The sequence below is a fragment of the Colwellia sp. MT41 genome (genome assembly GCF_001444365.1).
GTDB lineage: Bacteria > Pseudomonadota > Gammaproteobacteria > Enterobacterales > Alteromonadaceae > Colwellia > Colwellia marinimaniae.
This window is the reverse complement of the sequence record NZ_CP013145.1, coordinates 710,896-728,204: the sequence shown is the minus strand read 5'-3', so window position 1 is coordinate 728,204 and position 17,309 is coordinate 710,896. Positions and strand designations below refer to the sequence as shown.

The window sequence follows — 17,309 nt, the reverse complement described above, 5'->3', positions numbered from 1 at the left end:
CATCAGCAACATGGAGAGGCTTATTGTTTAAATATAGAGTGATTTACAAAAAAATTGCTTATGGCAGGTAACTGCTACCCATTAAATAACTGTCTACTTCACGCGCGCAGCGTCGACCTTCATCAATGGCCCAAACAATTAAGCTTTGACCACGACGACCATCACCCGCAGCGAACACGCCTTCTTTGCTGGTAGTAAACTTATCGTATTCTGCCACTATGTTAGAGCGATTATCTTGCTCAAGACCAAACTGCTCAATTAAGCCACCTTCAGGCCCGATAAAGCCCATGGCGATAAGGACAATATCAGCAGCAAGTACTTTTTCACTACCGGCAACTTCTTGTGGCATCATTTGACCTTTGTCGTTACGCTGCCAAGTAATATCAACGGTATGAACCGCCTTCACATTACCGTGCTCATCACTTTCAATTTTCTTAGTCATCACTAAATATTGACGTGGATCTTGGCCTTGGATTTCAATTGCTTCCTTTTGACCGTAATCAACCAACAAACGTTTTGGCCATTGTGGCCAAGGGTTATTTTTCTCTTCACGTTTCTCTGGCGGACGCGGCATGATTTCTAGTTGCACCGTACTTTTACACTGGTGACGTAATGAGGTACCAATACAATCGGTACCGGTATCACCACCACCGATGACCACAACATTTTTGCCTTGGGCATTAATGAACTTACCATCTTTATGCTCGCTATCAAGTAAGCTTTTGGTATTTGCACTAAGGAATTCCATGGCAAAATGAACGCCATTAAGTTCACGGCCTTCAACCTGTAGGTCGCGTGGTACAGTTGCGCCAATACATAACACTACCGCATCAAAATCGCTTTCAAGCTGTTCAGCACTAATGTCTTTACCCACTTCAGTATTGGTGACAAAAACAATGCCCTCTTCCGCTAAAATATCCACGCGGCGTTGCACTAGTTCTTTTTGTAATTTCATGTTGGGAATGCCGTACATCAACAAACCACCGATACGATCGGCGCGTTCATAGACAGTAACCATATGACCGGCTTTATTGAGCTGTGCAGCAGTAGCAAGCCCTGCCGGACCCGAACCAATTACCGCGACGTTTTTACCGGTACGAGCAGATGGAACTTGAGCAGTGACCCAACCCTCAGCAAAGGCATGGTCAATAATTTCTTTTTCATGAAGCTTAATGGCTACGGGATCTGCATTGATACCTAGTACACAAGCGCCTTCACAAGGTGCTGGACATACACGGCCAGTAAATTCCGGGAAGTTATTGGTTTTATGCAGTAACTCTACTGCGTCTTGCCAACGACCTCGGTAAATCAAGTCATTCCATTCAGGAATAACATTGTTCACCGGACAACCGGCAACGACCGGAGCAAACTCTGATTTCGCCGATTGACAAAATGGTACACCACAATCCATACATCGAGAAGCTTGTTGCTCGACCTGTGCTTTTGGCATGTCATCATAGACTTCAAGCCAGTCAATTAAGCGCTCACCTGCATGGCGTTCAGTTGGCAAGGCACGACCTAGGTTGATAAATCCGGTTGGATTTCCCATAATATATTCTCCTTGTCAGCTTAAGCTTTAGCGCTAGCTATGTTGTTTAAATGGATATCGAAAGCTTCAACGGCAATGTCATATTCTGAGTCAAATTTTCCGCTATTGCGCACGTCAGTCATGTAACCTTGCATGCGTTTGTAATCAACTGGCATAACTTTAACGAAGCGCTTCACGCTGTTGTCCCAATCATTGAGTAAATCACTAGCGACAGCTGAGCCAGTAGCGTTTAAATGCTGGGTAATTAATGCTTTTAGTTCAAGACTTTCAGCATCGGTATCCACTGTTTCCAGTGACACCATTTCCATATTGCATTTAGGGGCGAAGTCATTGTTGTTATCAAGTACATAAGCGACACCACCAGACATACCCGCCGCAAAGTTACGACCCGTAGCGCCTAAGATAACCGTTATACCACCGGTCATATATTCACAACCGTGATCACCAATGCCTTCAACAACCGCTGTAGCACCTGAGTTACGAACACAGAAACGCTCGCCGGCAACACCACCGATAAAGGCGCTGCCTGACGTTGCGCCAAATAAGGCAACATTACCAATGATAATATTTTCACTGGCGACGAACTTAGCTTGTTTACTTGGGTATACCACCAGGTTTGCACCTGAAAGCCCTTTACCAAAGTAATCATTGGCATCACCTTCAAGTTCAAAGCGCAGGCCTTTGGCGGAGAAACAACCAAAACTTTGACCAGCGGAGCCGTTAAACTTAACCCTGATAGTATTTTCTGGTAAGCCTTCGGCTTGGTACTTCTTCGAGATTTCATTGGAAATCATCGCACCAATGGTTCTATCGGTATTGCTCACATCGTATTCCAGGGCAACACTTTGCTGAGTATCTAGCGCCACTTGCGCATCTTTGATCATCTTACGGTCGATGATATCGTCAATCAGGTGTTTCTGATCAATTGACTTATAAAGCGTCTCGTTCTCACCGCACTCTTCTTTGTAAAGTAGCGGGGTTAAATCAACACCCTTATATTTCCAATGCTCAACGTCGGTACGTTGTTTAAGACATTGAGTCTGACCAACCATCTCTTCGATGCATTTAAAACCTAGTTCAGCCATGATTTCACGTAAACCTTCAGCCATCATGGTAAAGAAGTTCACTAAAATATCAGCACGACCGGTAAAGCGTTCGCGTAAACCTTTATCTTGTGTAGCAATGCCAACAGGACAAGTATTTAAATGACACTTACGCATCATGATACAACCCTCAACCACTAAAGCCGTGGTTGCCATGCCATATTCTTCCGCGCCAAGTAAGGTGGCAATGGCTAGATCGCGTGGTGTTTTAAGTTGTCCATCGGTTTGTACGGTAATTCGGCTACGCAGTTTATTACGGACCAATGTTTGATGAGTTTCAGCCAAACCAAGTTCCCACGGTAAACCCGTGTGTTTAATTGAACTTAAGGGTGAAGCACCAGTACCACCATCATGTCCAGCAATCAGCACCACATCAGCATACGCTTTACAGACACCCGAGGCGATAGTACCAACACCGGCTTCTGAGACTAACTTAACGTTAATACGGGCATCGCGGTTGGCGTTTTTAAGATCAAAAATAAGCTGAGATAAATCTTCAATCGAATAAATATCATGATGTGGTGGCGGTGAAATCAAACCTACACCTGGCGTAGAACCACGAGTTTTGCCAATCCAAGCATCCACTTTGTCGCCGGGTAATTGACCACCCTCGCCCGGTTTTGCCCCCTGTGCCATCTTAATTTGTAGTTCGTCGGCATTGGTCAAGTAATGACTGGTAACACCAAAACGACCAGAAGCAACTTGCTTAATACGCGAGTTCATTGAATCGCCATTTTCTAGTGGGGTGAAACGAATAGGATCTTCACCACCCTCACCGCTGTTACTCTTACCGCCAATACGGTTCATGGCAATCGCTAACGTGGTGTGTGCTTCCCACGAGATTGAACCAAATGACATGGCACCGGAAGCAAAGCGTTTGAAAATATTTTCAATCGGCTCAACTTCACTCAATGGAATAGCAGGACGATCGCTACTTAGCTCCAGTAAACCACGTAGGGTAAAGGCCTCTTTACTTTGATCATCAACTGTTTTTGTGTACTGCTTAAATTGCTCAGTATCGTTACTTGCGGTTGAATGCTGCAGTAAACGAATAACCGTTGGGCTAAATAGATGACGTTCACCATCATGACGCCATGAGTACTCACCACCCGTTGGTAATAAGTTTTCAATGGCAATGCGGCTTGCTTCAGGGAAACCTTCACGATGGCGTAATAGTGCTTCTTGAGCAATTTGGTCTAAACTCAAACCCTCGATTCTACTGACAGTACCGGTAAAGTACTGCTCGACCACCTCTGAGTTAATACCCAAAGCTTCAAAAATTTGCGCACCTAAATAAGACTGTAAGGTACAAATACCCATCTTAGAGAATATTTTCAATAAACCACTGCCTACCGCTGCGGTGTATTTCGCCGTGATTTGCTCATTTGATAATTTGCTATCCAGTACTCCTTCATCACGCAAACCATAGATACTTTCTAGTGCTAAGTATGGATTTACCGCGGCTGCGCCATAACCAATAACGGTAGCAAAATGGTGAGTTTCACGAATATCAGCAGATTCCAGAATAATATCGGCGTAAGAACGACATTTCTCACGAATTAAATAATGATGAACCGCTGCGGTTGCTAATACCGATGGAATAGCAACATGGTCGCTGTCAACGGTCCGATCACTTAATATTAAAATGGCATAACCATCTTCAATCGCATTTTTTGCGTACAAACAAACACGATCGAGTGCTGTTTTAAGTGCGCCAGCTTCACCATTGGCTTTAAAGGTGATGCTAATGGTTTTTGCTTGTAAGTGGTCGTTATCAATATGCTGTAACTTACGTAATTGCTCGTTGGTTAACACCGGTTGTTCAATTTCAACTTTATGACAATGCGCTGCTGTTTCCTCAAGTAAGTTAAGTGACTTACCAATGTAACCACGCAATGACATCACCAACTCTTCACGAATGGGATCGATTGGTGGGTTGGTCACCTGAGCAAACAACTGCTTAAAATAATGTGATAGATGTTGTGGACGATCTGAAAGCACGGCTAATGGTGTATCTGTGCCCATAGCACCTAATGGCTCTTTCGACGTACCAACCATGCCAGCAAGCACTAAGTTAAGATCTTCGCTAGTATAACCAAAGGCTTTTTGCATTTTTCGCAGTTCCGCCAATGGCGGTTGGGCAATAGAAGCCGTTGATACCGGTAACTGGTTTAACTCAATTTTGTTTTTTGCTAACCACTGACCATAAGGCTGCGCCGAACTAACGGTTTCTTTTACTTCGTCATCACTGATAATGCGACCTTGCTTTAAATCAGCAATGAATATTTTACCGGGCTGAAGACGACCTTTCTCAACAACAGTTGACTGATCAACACACAAGGCACCTGTTTCAGAGCCCATAATCAAGGTACCATCTTCGGTTAACAAGTAACGAGAAGGACGTAAACCGTTACGATCCAGGGTCGCGCCGATAATATTACCATCGGTAAAGGATAACGACGCAGGGCCATCCCACGGCTCCATTATACAAGCGTAATACTCATAGAATGCCCGTTTGCTTGGATCCATATCATCTTGAGTTTGCCAAGCTTCAGGCACCATCATCATCATGACTTGGGCGAGCGAACGGCCACTTAGCACCAATAATTCAATGGCCATATCAAGGTTGGCAGAATCAGAGTTGTCATTATTACAAACCGGATTCAACATTTTCAATTCAGCATCAGTAAAATTCACTGAACTGAACAATGCTTCACGGGCATTCATCCAGTTAATATTCCCGCGAACGGTGTTGATTTCACCGTTGTGGGCGATATAACGAAAGGGTTGTGCGCGTCGCCAAGCAGGAAAAGTATTGGTTGAAAAACGAGAATGGAACATCGCCAACCCAGAGATGGTACGCTCGTCTTGAAGATCAAGATAATATTGACGAACTTGCGCAGTAGTAAATTGACCTTTATAGACAATTTTGGTTGATGACATCGAAGTGACATAAAACTCGTCACGTTCTTTGGCAATGCTGGCATTTATTTTATGCGAGGTGTATTTACGCAAAACAAATAACTTGCGTTCAAATTCTTGGGCCGTTAATGCTGCTGGTTTAGCAATAAATACCTGTTCAATATTCGGTTCGGTTTCAAGTGAAGCCGCACCTAACATAGAATTATCACCTGGCACATTACGATAACCGATTAAGGTTAAATCCAATTGAGTAATGTTTTGGTTTAAAATATCTCGGCACGCTTCGCGTTGTTCTTGCTCGCGGGGAAAGAAAATCATGCCAACGCCGTAGTTTCCGGCATCGGGTAAGCTAAAGCCTAATTTTGCAGTTTCTTGACTGAAAAAATCGTGGGGAATTTGAATAAGAATACCGGCACCGTCACCACTTTTGACGTCGAAACCAGTACCACCACGATGTTCCATACAACTCAACATGGTGAGTGCATTTTCGATAATATCGTGCGATTTTTTACCCTTTAGGTTGGCGACAAAACCAATACCGCAGCTGTCATGCTCAAACTCGGCACGATAAAGGCCTTGGTTTTTTTTGCTCATATCATTCATTGCTTATTCCTATTCATCTAACTATTTCTATTCGCTGTTTTTCTGGCTCATTAAGCTGCTTGCTAATTAAGACCTATATTGTTAATACTCAAAATGTGCGCTATTGATCCTTCAGAATAATATTTAGAATTTCTTGAGCATTGCACGCCAGACTTCTACTGAGTCTTTATGAGACGAACTGCCATTAATGAAAATTATTATGTAAAGCGGTCGGAAAAATTACCCGTAAAAGGGGACTGAGTCAATCTTTTTATGAATATATATGCATACCACTTGAATATATACAGCAACAAATTATTCTTAAAACATTAATATTTACCCTAAAAAATACATTAGCGACACTTTTAACTCTATTTTAAGCACATAACACTACATAATAATAATTACATTTTCATACGGAATATTCATTATTCCGTATAAATATATCACCGGGTAACAGCTCGCAATTTATTTATGCTAGTTGTGTAACTTTTAAGTTCAGCAGCTTAGCAAAGAGAAAATTAAAGTAGGGCTCTAGATCCAAAGCAAATAATTTATATTAAGACAGATATACTAGATAAAACCTATGGTGCTTTGTGCCCGAAAGCACCTTAGAGCCATAGAGCCATTAAAGATTTACTACACAGAAGTCATGCAAAACGAATGTCCGCTTTCGGTGCTTTTAATCAAGTTTGCATATTGATTTTTCAAGTTTGACGATGGAAACTTGAGGCAACTTTATTATCTACTCTAGGCCTGTTTGCTCGAACAGTTGCCGTTAGATAGTATGGTCTGAATCAGGTGTAAAAGACTATATTGTGGTACTTTCTGTACCTAATTAATCATTAGTTGAATCTTGTTGTGCCATTTGTTGTTGGTATTGTTTTGGTGTGCAGTTAAAGCTTTCCTTAAAGCAACGGCCAAAGTAGGTTTGTGATGAAAAGCCAACATCTAAAGCAATACGCCCTATTTGTGCACCACTGATAAGTAATGTTTGTGCTTTTTTCAAACGAAAGTCTTTGATAAAGTTATTAGGCGTAGTGCCGAGTATAACTTTAATTTTTCGCTGCAATTGCCTATCACTCATGGCGAGTTCTTTTGCCAGTAATGAGATATCTAACTCAGGTTCGGTGTAATGTTTAGCGATTAACTTTTCGAGTTTATGTAAAAACTTATCCTCTAGACTGCCTTCTGTCACTATCTCTTCAGTGAGTTTTACCGCATTATTCTGGCTAATAATTTTTCTTTCCGCTCTTTGCTCGGCTTTTTGTTGGTCGTTAAATTTTTGTAAATAGCGCTGCTGTAACCGCTGTCTGTTGGCGATTAAGTTTTGAATTCGAGTTAATAGCTCATGTTGGTTGAAAGGTTTACTTAAGTATTCATCCGCATTTAACTTAAGGCCTTGTAATCTACTTTCAAGATCAGATCTTGCTGTCAGTAATATCACCGGAATATGTGCGGTCATGTCGTCTTGTTTCAACTGTGTTAAGACTTCAAAACCATCAATACCCGTTAACATGAGATCACAAACAATAAGATCAGGCAGGTATTCTTGCGCTAATTGCAGGCCAAGTTCGCCACTACCGGCAAGAATGCAATGATGTTCTTGCTCAATAACTTGCTTTATATGACTTTGCATATCAAGGTTATCTTCAATAACTAAAACCACTTGCTGTGAATGATTACTTTGATGACTTATTACGCTGCGCTGTTCTATTAGTAATGAGGCAACCTCACTTTCTGAGACACTCAGCGATATTTCAGGCTCAACATCATTGGCTGAAGCTAGCGGTATTGACAGGCTAAATTTACTACCATGACCATGTTCACTCACTAAACTTATGCGCCAATCGTGCGCTTTAACCAGTTCATTGACTAATGATAAGCCAATGCCAACACCAAAGGTTGCTTGGTTTTTCACATCATCCGCTCGTTGAAAGCGTTCAAAAACTTTCTCTTGGCAGTCTTTACTGATACCTATGCCTGAATCGATAATATCTATAATAATGGTGTCTTGTTCTGCATAGGCATTCACTTGCACACTACCACCTTTGGGGGTGTATTTTATCGCGTTAGCAAGTAAATTGAAGATGATTTTTTCAAAGGCTTGGCCATCACAATCAAGCCACAAATTGTCCGGGATATTACTAGTAAAATTTAAATGACTTTGTGATGCCAAGCGAGAAAAGGAATCAACAGGCATCAGCATAAGGGTTTTTAAGCGGTATGTACTCAGCGACAGTTGTGGGTTGTCACTTAAACGTGAAAGCTCTAACAGTTGTTCTACCATACGTACTAAGCGTAAACCATTACGCTTAGCCGTTATTAGATCTTCACTTTCTAGTTCATCTGTGGTTTTTTCTATATATCTATCTATGATGCCGTTAATTATGGTTAGTGGTGTTCTAAATTCATGAGAAATATTGGCGATGAATTTATCTTTTAATTCTAAGGCTTGTTTTTCCGCATGTTTTCTTGCTGATAAATTAATAAAAGTAATAACAATAAGAGGTTGTTTAGCCCGCTCAGCCCACTGTAACTCTGCTTGTGCCGGAAATTCAGTGCCATCTGAACGCAGCGACACACACTCCACCGAAATACCCTCACCTTTGCGCTGTAATGAATAGATATTACTTTGGAAGTCAAAAAAGAAGTGCATTTCGTCTTTTTCTGCAAATAAGCGACTAACTGAGATGCCTTTTAATTCTTGCTCAAGACGTTGAAACATCTGCACGGCAGCAGGGTTAGCGGATAATATCTCACCGGTAGTAGAGGTAGTTAAGATGGCATTATTTGACGCGTTAACTATCGCTTTATCTTCACTATTAATCAGCGCATCGGTTAAGTCATTATTTAGGCTGGTGAGTTGTTGATGCTGAGCTTGCTGTGCGAATAGAGTTTGTTTTAGCTTTTTAGTTTGACTACGGCGACTGTTGGCGATATTTGCTAGCAATAGCGCCGCAACAACTAACCAAAAAAGCAGAGTAATCGATTGAAGATTGGAATCGACACTATAAAATAGCTTTTGCTCATAGCCATATAAATGCATTGCTGTGGGTATGAGCATAAGCAGTAAAATATAGAATTCTGGACTACCTTCTTTTGCTATAGCCGCAGGTAGCTTGGTGGCTTTTAAGCTGATATTTGCCGTAACTATCAAGAAAAAATAAGGCAGTAAAGCAATAAGCTGAACAGTGTAGCTGTTGGTGCTAATTAACGGGAAACCGTGAGGAAGAAAAGCGCTTAGATTGCCTATAAATAAAAATACAGCACTGCAAGAGAGTAAGGTAAAGGTGTAACGCCAGAAGTTATCTTTAGCATTCACTAAACACTGTATTAATCTAGCAATGATCAGAATATTTATGAGCAGATGAAATAACAGTGAGGGCTTGGCTGTTTGGTATATTAGAGTTGAAAATTCAGCCGGTAAAAGAATAAAATAGCAAAAACAAATCAGGGTAAAAAATATAGCTGGCACTCGGCCACTGATATATTTATTAAGTGGTACATCACTTAAATGTGGGTTGGTCTCTATAGCCAATAAAATAAAGAAATAAATAAACAGTGAAGCAAAGTCTTGATATAACTGCTGGCTAATACTTGTTGGTGTGCCATTTAAAAATTTACTAGCGATAACCGCGAGTATCGCTAGCAGTAAGTATTGCCAAAACAGTTTAAATGAACGTGAGCTGTTTTTTTTAACACAAAAATATAAAAATATGCCGCTGAAAATTTGCAACATGGTTAAGGCAAAGCTTGAACTGCTTTCAGGGATAATTGCTAGCCAGTTAGCTATAAAATGATAAGGAAAAAAGCTAACCAAGCCAGCGAGGGCTAATATTAATAGTCTAATAGGTCTGGGCAATGGTTATTCCTACTTAGTGTTCATGCTTTATTCTTATGCTAATTTAACTCTTAAGCTATCCTATCCTTTTAAATAACCGCTTAACATAATCTATAATAACACTCTATTAACATCAAGTTGCTATGTCTATCTAGAGCCTATTAAAGCGCCTTGCTTTTGGCTTATACGTAGCCTTTACCATACAGAGACAAATTATTTTTTAAAGATAAAATAAAAAAAGCTTACAACATCAATTGTAAGCTTTTGAATAAACTAGTCATTATCCATGGTAAGGATGCTAGAGAAAATATTTATTGAACCCTGTCATCTCGAGTTATTACCTATTAGCCTAGCTAGCTAATATTTTAAGGGGTAATGACAAGGCGCCATTGCCCGTTTGGCCAACAAACCAAATAATGGCACTTAAGCCACCAAGGGTAAGGATATACCACAAGACTGAAACAATTTGCGCATAACGATTCAGCGGTAGTAACTCACTTAAATGTCGGCGTTTATATTCAAAGACTATTTCAATACTGCCAATGGCCAGTAAAAAACCTAACAGCGCTAAACCAAAATGATAACTAATGTAGACACCAAGCACGGCCCCTAACACACAAGCCACTAAACCAATTTTAGAGTTTATGGAGAAAGCGATACTTTTAATGATGTGGCCGCCATCTAACGGCAATACCGGTAACAAGTTAAATAAATTGAGCAGCGCATTAAATACCGCAAGTCCGGCCAATATTTCTATATCGGTAAGCCAATAGCCAATTAAACAGACTATGGATAATATCAAGCCAAAGAAAGGGCCCATAATGGAGATAACAATATCTTGCCAGCGGGTATTAATTTTATCGTCGCTAAGGGCTAAGCCGCCAACAAAGGGAATAAGATAAATACCTTTGGTTTTTAAGCCAAAATACTTCATCGCCTTAATATGACCATACTCATGGAAAACTAAACAAAGGATCAGCGCAATGGCAAACTCAATAGAAAATAACCAGCTATAAGCCGCTAAACTACCAGCAGCAAACAAAACTTTTATAACCTTGGCGCTTTTCAATAACTTTAAGCCAAGACCCGCCATACCAATGAAGCTGAATTTCATCGGCTGTTTTTTGTGTTCGCCTATTTTTCTTTGCTCGATATCTTTTTCATTAAGACTATTTTCGTGCAACAACTCATCATTGACTAATAGCTTAAACTGCAAGCCAAAGGGCTGCCACTTCAATGAACCCTTCAATTCGACATGCAACTCGCCCGGCTCACTTTCTTCACCACCATCGGTTTTTAAAGAAAATTGATGGGTAAATGACTCATTGTCGGCATTGGCATTAATTTGTGAGACACATTTTCCGTCCCAAAAAAGCTGTTGCCACCCGGCCATTGAACCTTCTAATCTTAGTGTTTTACCCAAACACTCTATTTCTAATAACTGCACTTAATTAACTCACTAGCTCAACAAAAAAACCTTGCCCGATTATCACTATATTTAGCGATGCGGCAAGGTTTATTGAAGATAATTATTAATTAAGTTCTGTTGATGGTAGTTATGCTAGGTCATCTGGCCCAACACGTACCACTAACTTACCGAAGTTTTCGCCTTTTAATAAACCAATAAAAGCACTTACCGAGTTCTCAAGCCCATCAATCATGTGCTCTTTGTACTTGATTTCGCCAGCCATTAACCATTTCACCATTTGCTCACTAAATTCGTTATAACGATGACCATAATCATCAAAGACGATAAAGCCCTGCATTTTGATGCGCTTAACCAATAGTGTGCCCATTAATAACGACAATCTGTCCGGCCCACTGGGTAATTCAGTCGCGTTATATTGAGAAATAAGGCCACATAAAGGAATACGGGCACAGCTATTAAGTAATGGCATAACGGCGTCAAAAACTTTACCACCAACATTTTCAAAATAAACATCTATGCCTGATGAACAAACTTCCGCTAATTGCTCGGCTAAATTTTCACTTTTATGATCAAGGCAATGATCAAAACCTAGTGTTTCCACCGCGTATTTACACTTGGTCTCGCCACCGGCAATACCCACCACTTTACAGCCTTTTAATTTGGCTATTTGGCCCACTAGGCTACCAACAGCACCCGTTGCCGCAGCAACAACTACCGTATCCCCTGCTTTTGGTTGACCAATATCAAGTAAACCCATGTAAGCCGTTAGCCCTGGCATACCTAAGACACCTAGGGCATGTGATGGCTTGACCATGTTGCTATCTAATTTAAGTAATTCACTGCCATTGATAACGCTATAATCTTGCCAACCACCAAAAGCAACGACCCAGTCACCTATCTTATAGTCATCATGATTTGACTGTTCTACTCGACAGACGCTGCCACCAACCATTACCTCATTTAAGGCAACAGGGTCGGCATACGATTTAGCATCATTCATGCGCCCGCGCATATAAGGGTCGAGTGACAGGAAGACAGTGCGAAGTAATACCTCACCCGCTTTAGGCGTCGGTTTTTCGCTTTGTACAAGATTAAAGTTGTCCGCTGTTGGCGCACCAAAGGGACGTGAAGCCAAAACCATTTGGCGATTTATCTTAGTTGTTTGAGTCATGTTATTTCCTTGTGCTTACAATGCTTTTGTTAAGATTTCACGGCTTATTGCTAAAGTGATATCATCATGTTCACCCAATGCGGTCATACCGTGTTGCTCTAGTCTATTAATCAACAGATCAATGTCCTTGCTGCCAAGATCTACCTCAGATAAACGTATTGGTACTTGCATCTGTTGGAAAAACTGTTCGGTTAAAAGAATAGCTTGGTCGATACGTGCATCATCATCACCTTCATTTATCTGCCAAACGCGTGATGCATATTGTAGTAATTTTTCACGCTTTTGCTCACGGCGCACTTTCATTACCGCAGGTAATATAATCGATAAAGTACGTGCATGGTCAATACCAAAAGCACCTGTTAATTCATGACCTATCATATGTGTTGACCAATCTTGTGGTACACCCGCACCAATAAGGCCATTTAACGCCATGGTTGCCGACCACATGATATTAGCTCTAACCTCCAAGTTTTCTTTAGTGGCTGGTAATAAAGCTTTTGGTCCTTCTTCAATCAAGGTTTGCAATAATCCTTCACTGAAGCGGTCTTGCACTTTGCCATTGACACTGTAAGTTAGGTACTGCTCAATGGTATGTACAAAGGCATCCACGACACCATTGCTGATTTGACGATCCGATAATGACAAGGTCACACTTGGGTCTAATACAGCAAAGAGTGGTCTAACCAAAGGACTAGAGAAAGGTAATTTATTACCGTCGCGTGTAACTACAGAGTTACCATTACTTTCAGAGCCTGTTGCCGGTAAGGTTAATACCGCGCCAATAGGTAATGCTTTTGTTACCGCTTGCTGTTTAGCCAGAATATCCCAAGGGTCGTTAACCTCACTATCCCCTTCGCTATTACCTTCACTATTTCCTTCAGCATTACCTTCACTATTACCTTCAGCATTACCTTCAAAGAAGGCCGCAGCGGCAATGAATTTAGCGCCATCAATGACAGAGCCTCCACCAACGGCCAGTAAGTAATCAATATTCTCGCGTTTAATGATTTCTTGCGCTTTCATCAAGGTATCATAAGTTGGATTGGGCTCTATACCCGAAAATTCAAACCAAGTATGTTTAGCAAGGGCATCAATCACTTGTTGATAAACACCATTGGTTTTAATAGATCCGCCGCCATAAACCACTAATACTCTAGCGTTTAGAGGGATTTCTGTTGCAATGACTGAAATTGTCCCTTCGCCAAAATGAATATGCGTTGGGTTTTGAAAATTAAAATTTAACATCTATATTCCTATATGTATCGCTAAGCTATTAGCAAAACGGCTTACCTTAGCTAGGTAGCTAAACTGATTACCTAGCTGATTACCTAAACAAGTAAGTTAAGCTGAAAGCTGAGTCAGTAATTTTTCTGCCGCTAAGGCCGAACTCGCTGGATTTTGACCGGTAATAATAAGGCCATCTTGTACGACAAAGGCATGCCAATCTTGCGCTTTTTGGTATTCGCCGCCACGCTTAATCAGTTCATCCTCAAGTAAAAAAGGCACAACTTCGGTTAATTGCACGGCTTCTTCTTCGCTGTTGGTAAAACCGGTTACTGCTTTGCCTTTAATGGCAAATTCACCCGACGCTTGTTTTACATTTAATAAGGCGGCACTGGCATGACAAACTGCCGCAACAGCTTTACCTGCGTTAAGAAAGCTTTCAATCAAGGCGATTGAGTCTTTATTATCGGTAAGATCCCATAATGGACCATGACCACCTGGATAAAATACGCCATCAAAATCACTTTCACTAAGGGAAGATAACTGCACTGTGTTAGCAATTTTAGCTTGTGCTACCTCATCGCCATCATAACGTTCAGTGGCTGATGTTTGGAAATCTGCTAAGGTACTTGTTGGGTCAATAGGTGCTTGCCCGCCTTTTGGTGTCGCCAGTGTTACTTCAACACCTGCATCGATAAAAGCGTAATAAGGGGCGGCAAACTCCTCCACCCAAAAACCAGTTTTTTTGCCCGTGTTACCAAGCTCATCATGTGAAGTAAGTACCATCAATATTTTTTTAGTCATGTTCATTCATCCATCTATTTAATTATATAAGTTAGCTATTTAAGTTAGCTATTTAGCTAACCATAAGGAATATTTCTTCGTTGAGATGCAGCTAGTATAGAACTACCGCCATAGATGAACAATGCAGATAAAACTGACAACATTGTATTAATAATTGATACAATAGCTAATTAATCGTATTGTCCGTTATTTTATGAGTGCTAGGTAGTGTTATGGATGTTTCATTTGAACGACTGAAGAGTATGGTCGTTTTTGCTCAAGTCATTGATCAAGGCAGCTTAAGCGCCGCCGCTAAACATTTAGGGCTATCTCGAGCCGTAGTTAGTTATCATTTAAAAAAGCTTGAAGCACAGCTGGAAGTAAAACTGCTTAATCGTTCAACACGTTCAATCAAGCTTACTGAAGCCGGCCAAGCCTACTATGAACGCTGTCGCATTATTGCCGAGCAAGCCAGTGCCGCCAATCAGCAAATTGAAAATTTCAAAAATGAGCCCATCGGTTTACTTAAAATTACCTGCCCGGTAAATATTGGCTTGCAGACTGTGGTGCCAGCACTCAATGAATTTAAGAAGATTTATCCAAAAATTGAGCTTGATGTCATGTTGACTGATGAAGTGGTTAATATCATGAAAGAAGGCATCGACTTGGCCATTCGTGGTGCGCCTTTGCCTGACTCAGGTTTACAAGCAAGTAAACTCGCCACCCTAAAAACGTGTCTTTGTGCTGCACCTGAGTACTTTCTTCAATATGGGCGGCCAACGAAGCCAGCAGATTTAACTAATCATCAATGGGTGATCTACAAATTAACCTCAGGGGTAATAACCCTAACTAAAGGCAGTCGTTCGTTCAGCGTAAACACCAAAGGAACTATTAGTACCAATAATGCCGCGGCGCGTACCGCATTTGTTGAAGCGGGACATGGTTTAGCTCGTATTCCAACTTATGATGCTTGGCCAAAAATCAAGGCTGGTACCTTAGAAACGGTGCTTGATGATTACAGTTTAAGCGATATCAATGTTTATGGGGTTTTCCCGCCAGGCACGGCTAACTCTAAAAAACTGAGGTTATTGCTTAATTTTTTAAAAGAGTATTTTACCAGCCAAATAACTACCAAAAAGCCTTACTAAAGCTATAGGCTATTCTGGGGGAATTGCCTATCTTCCATAGCACTGGTACCTACATTGTAACTATATGATTTTATGGAGAGTATTGCAGAAGTAATAAAAGCGAGCTACACAAGCAAGACGGTATATGGATATACCTTATTAGACAATGCAGGATGCACATTGTCCTGATGCTTGTGTAGAGCCCCATGGATGCTGAGGGATCCCCATTTCTTTATCTGAATTGTGCATCCGCGCATGCCTTTAACCCTCCTAGTGCTAGAGCAATGTCAGCAACATTAAACTGATATTGTTCTCGTCTGATTAACTCCTTTCCCAATCGAAAATAAGATAGTACTCGTCTAGATTTAACCGTGTTAGCTTGGAAGTCTTTATAGTAGCCTTTTATGTAAGCCATTTTTCCTACCAATATCAATGAAAATTGGGTAAGCATTGCTATCATGAGTAAAATATTTACTCGTTCTAAACTTGAACTTCGGCAAAAATTTAGTGCTAGGCCGTAACGTTCATTTTTTGTATCTCTAAAGCCTTCTTCTATCTGCATTCGTTGATTGTATAAGTTGACAATCCGCTCTGCAGGCCACTCTAATTCAGGCATGTTGCTCACTAACAACCAAGGCTCTCTACCGCCTTTAGCATACTCTAAGCTTACGCTTCTTCTACTTTTTTTACCGTCTAATGTTTTCGTACTCCTTCCTTTGGAGGCTTTTTTATAAAGGACGGCTGTGCAAGTGTGCTTTTGCGTCTTTCCCAACAAACATGTCCCTAAGTGCTTTTTTTCATTGACTTTTACTTGTGAAAATAATTCATAAACACTCTGCCATTGCTCTTCAACTTGAAGACTCACTCTACCTCGTAAACGGCCAAGCCAAAACCATCCTTGTGCTTCTACTTCTTTAAACCACGGAACCCTATAACCAGCATCGGTTGAAATTATTGGGGTTATATTTTTAGGAAGAACTAACGCTAATTTATTCAAAAAATCTTTATGAGCGGTAACCGTGCCAAGTTGTTTTTCTGGATAAACTTCTTCATAAAGAGTAAATGCTCTGCCCCCTATAGGGATCACCGCGCGCAATATTTGTTTATCTAGCCTATTTACAGGTGACCAATCAATAATAATCAAAGGATATTTGATATTCTTGAGGCTGACTTTAGCAATCGCAGCATAAACACCTATCCGCTCTTGGTGTAAATTTTCATTGCCTAATAGCCGACAGACACGTTTAATGGAGTTTTTAACTTTTGCTTTAGTATTGATGATACCTCTGCCTAAACCTGTAAGGGTAAGCGTTTCATCCATTGCAAGTGAGTCAGTACAATCTAAAACAGCTTTGATCCTCCGTTTATCATTAATAGCATTAAAAGAAGACATTTTGAAAAAGGTGTGTAACATAGTGGATGTATTCATGAATATTGACGTCAATTGGGTTTTAGAGAATTTAATAATCGCCGATATTCATGGGTACACCTAACCTTATTTAACTATTTTTATGCTTTTTTTAATGAGTCTCCCGGCCCAAGGGTTTCGCTTAGGCGAAATTTTCTGCGAAAAGA

At 40.8% G+C, this 17,309-nt stretch carries 9 protein-coding genes; 1 reads left to right on the top strand and 8 read right to left on the bottom strand.

The features are described from left to right. Positions 1 to 58: 58 nt before the first annotated feature. The 7 genes from CMT41_RS03090 to CMT41_RS03060 form a co-directional block, all read right to left on the bottom strand. Positions 59 to 1,549: a glutamate synthase subunit beta gene (locus CMT41_RS03090; RefSeq protein WP_058026325.1), complete on the bottom strand. Its 1,491-nt coding sequence runs from the start codon at positions 1,547 to 1,549 to the stop codon at positions 59 to 61. A gap of 20 nt (positions 1,550 to 1,569) precedes the next feature. Further along, positions 1,570 to 6,177, bottom strand: coding sequence for a glutamate synthase large subunit (gene gltB, locus CMT41_RS03085; RefSeq protein ID WP_058026324.1), 4,608 nt, complete (start codon positions 6,175 to 6,177; stop codon positions 1,570 to 1,572). An 817-nt stretch (positions 6,178 to 6,994) separates the two neighbouring features. After that, the gene (locus CMT41_RS03080) at positions 6,995 to 10,021 is read right to left on the bottom strand and encodes an ATP-binding protein (RefSeq protein WP_058026323.1); all 3,027 of its coding nucleotides are present in this window, start codon (positions 10,019 to 10,021) and stop codon (positions 6,995 to 6,997) included. A 328-nt stretch (positions 10,022 to 10,349) separates the two neighbouring features. Further along, a complete protein-coding gene (locus CMT41_RS03075; RefSeq protein ID WP_057179723.1) occupies positions 10,350 to 11,447 on the bottom strand; it encodes a site-2 protease family protein in 1,098 nt (365 codons plus the stop codon). Between the two features lie 109 nt (positions 11,448 to 11,556). Continuing rightward, positions 11,557 to 12,600, bottom strand: coding sequence for an NADP-dependent oxidoreductase (locus tag CMT41_RS03070; RefSeq protein ID WP_058026322.1), 1,044 nt, complete (start codon positions 12,598 to 12,600; stop codon positions 11,557 to 11,559). Positions 12,601 to 12,615: 15 nt separating this feature from the next. After that, positions 12,616 to 13,845 carry an iron-containing alcohol dehydrogenase gene (locus tag CMT41_RS03065; protein ID WP_058026321.1) on the bottom strand — a complete coding sequence of 410 codons (1,230 nt, stop codon included), beginning with the start codon at positions 13,843 to 13,845 and terminating at the stop codon, positions 12,616 to 12,618. 96 nt (positions 13,846 to 13,941) lie between these two features. Further along, entirely contained in the window at positions 13,942 to 14,628 is a 687-nt protein-coding gene (locus tag CMT41_RS03060; protein ID WP_057179720.1) for a type 1 glutamine amidotransferase domain-containing protein, read from the bottom strand. A 212-nt stretch (positions 14,629 to 14,840) separates the two neighbouring features. On the opposite strand from CMT41_RS03060, the gene CMT41_RS03055 reads away from it, so the two are divergent. Beyond that, positions 14,841 to 15,755, top strand: coding sequence for a LysR family transcriptional regulator (locus CMT41_RS03055; RefSeq protein ID WP_058026320.1), 915 nt, complete (start codon positions 14,841 to 14,843; stop codon positions 15,753 to 15,755). Positions 15,756 to 15,966: 211 nt separating this feature from the next. Here CMT41_RS03055 and CMT41_RS03050 read toward each other — a convergent pair whose 3' ends face one another. Further along, positions 15,967 to 17,163 (bottom strand): IS4 family transposase, encoded by a 1,197-nt coding sequence (locus tag CMT41_RS03050; RefSeq protein ID WP_083494194.1) that lies wholly within the window; start codon positions 17,161 to 17,163, stop codon positions 15,967 to 15,969. Positions 17,164 to 17,309: the final 146 nt, after the last annotated feature.